Source organism: Mesorhizobium sp. M8A.F.Ca.ET.165.01.1.1 (assembly GCF_004792065.1).
Lineage (GTDB): Bacteria > Pseudomonadota > Alphaproteobacteria > Rhizobiales > Rhizobiaceae > Mesorhizobium.
Genome location: NZ_SRTH01000049.1, coordinates 1 through 957 on the forward strand (window position 1 = coordinate 1; position 957 = coordinate 957).

Sequence of the window (957 nt, forward strand, 5' to 3'; positions counted from 1 at the left end):
TCCGAATGAACATCCATAAGAATGCCCGTCTCACACCGCTGCGTCGAGAGGAGATGGCGCTGTCGGTGATAGAAGGCGCTTTCTCCAAAGCCCATGCGGCGCGTGTCTACGGCGTGTCGGCCAAGATCGTGGCGCGCTGGGTCGAGCGCTACAAGTCCGAAGGGCGGGCCGGCATGATCGACCGTTCCTCGCGGCCCGCCCATATGCCGCAGGCCACCGCTGCGTTGATCGCCGAGCGCATCATGGCGCTGCGGCGGCAACGTTGGACCGGCAAGCACATCGCCCATGAGGTCGGCGTCTCGCCCGCCACCGTTAGCCGGGTTCTCAAGCGTGCCGGACTGTCGCGGTTGCGGGATATCGAACCGGCCGAGCCGATCCGACGCTACGAGCGCGAGCATCCTGGCGAGATGATCCATATCGATATCAAGAAGCTCGGTCGTTTCGAGCGCATCGGTCATCGCATTACCGGCAAGCGCACCGGCAATGCCAGCTCGCGCGGCAGCAGTTGGGAGTTCGTCCATGTCTGCATCGACGACGCCTCCCGCATCGCCTTCTCGCAGATCCTGCCCGACGAGAAAAAAGAAAGCGCCATCGCCTTCCTCAAGGCGGCGGTGGCCTACTACGCCAGCCTCGGCGTCACGATAGCCCGCGTCATGACCGACAACGGCTCCTGCTACAGATCAAAGGCCTTCGCCAAGGCCTGCCGCGATCTCGGCCTCAAGCACGTCAGGACAAGACCCTATACACCCAAGACCAATGGCAAGGCCGAGCGCTTCATCCAGACAGCACTGCGCGAATGGGCTTATGCCATCGCTTATCCGACTTCAGATCACCGCGCCGCAGAGTTGCCGGTCTGGCTGCACAGATACAATTGGCACCGTCCCCACGGGAGCCTAAAGTCCAAAACACCTATCAGTCGCCTCGCTCTAACCGAGGACAACCTGTTGAGGCTCCACA

1 protein-coding gene is annotated in these 957 nt (G+C 62.2%); it reads left to right on the forward strand.

Translation table 11 applies throughout. From position 1 onward, the window contains the following. Positions 1-5: 5 nt before the first annotated feature. Positions 6-957: IS481 family transposase (locus EN808_RS35065; protein ID WP_127230906.1), on the forward strand; the 952-nt coding region annotated here is incomplete at its 3' end.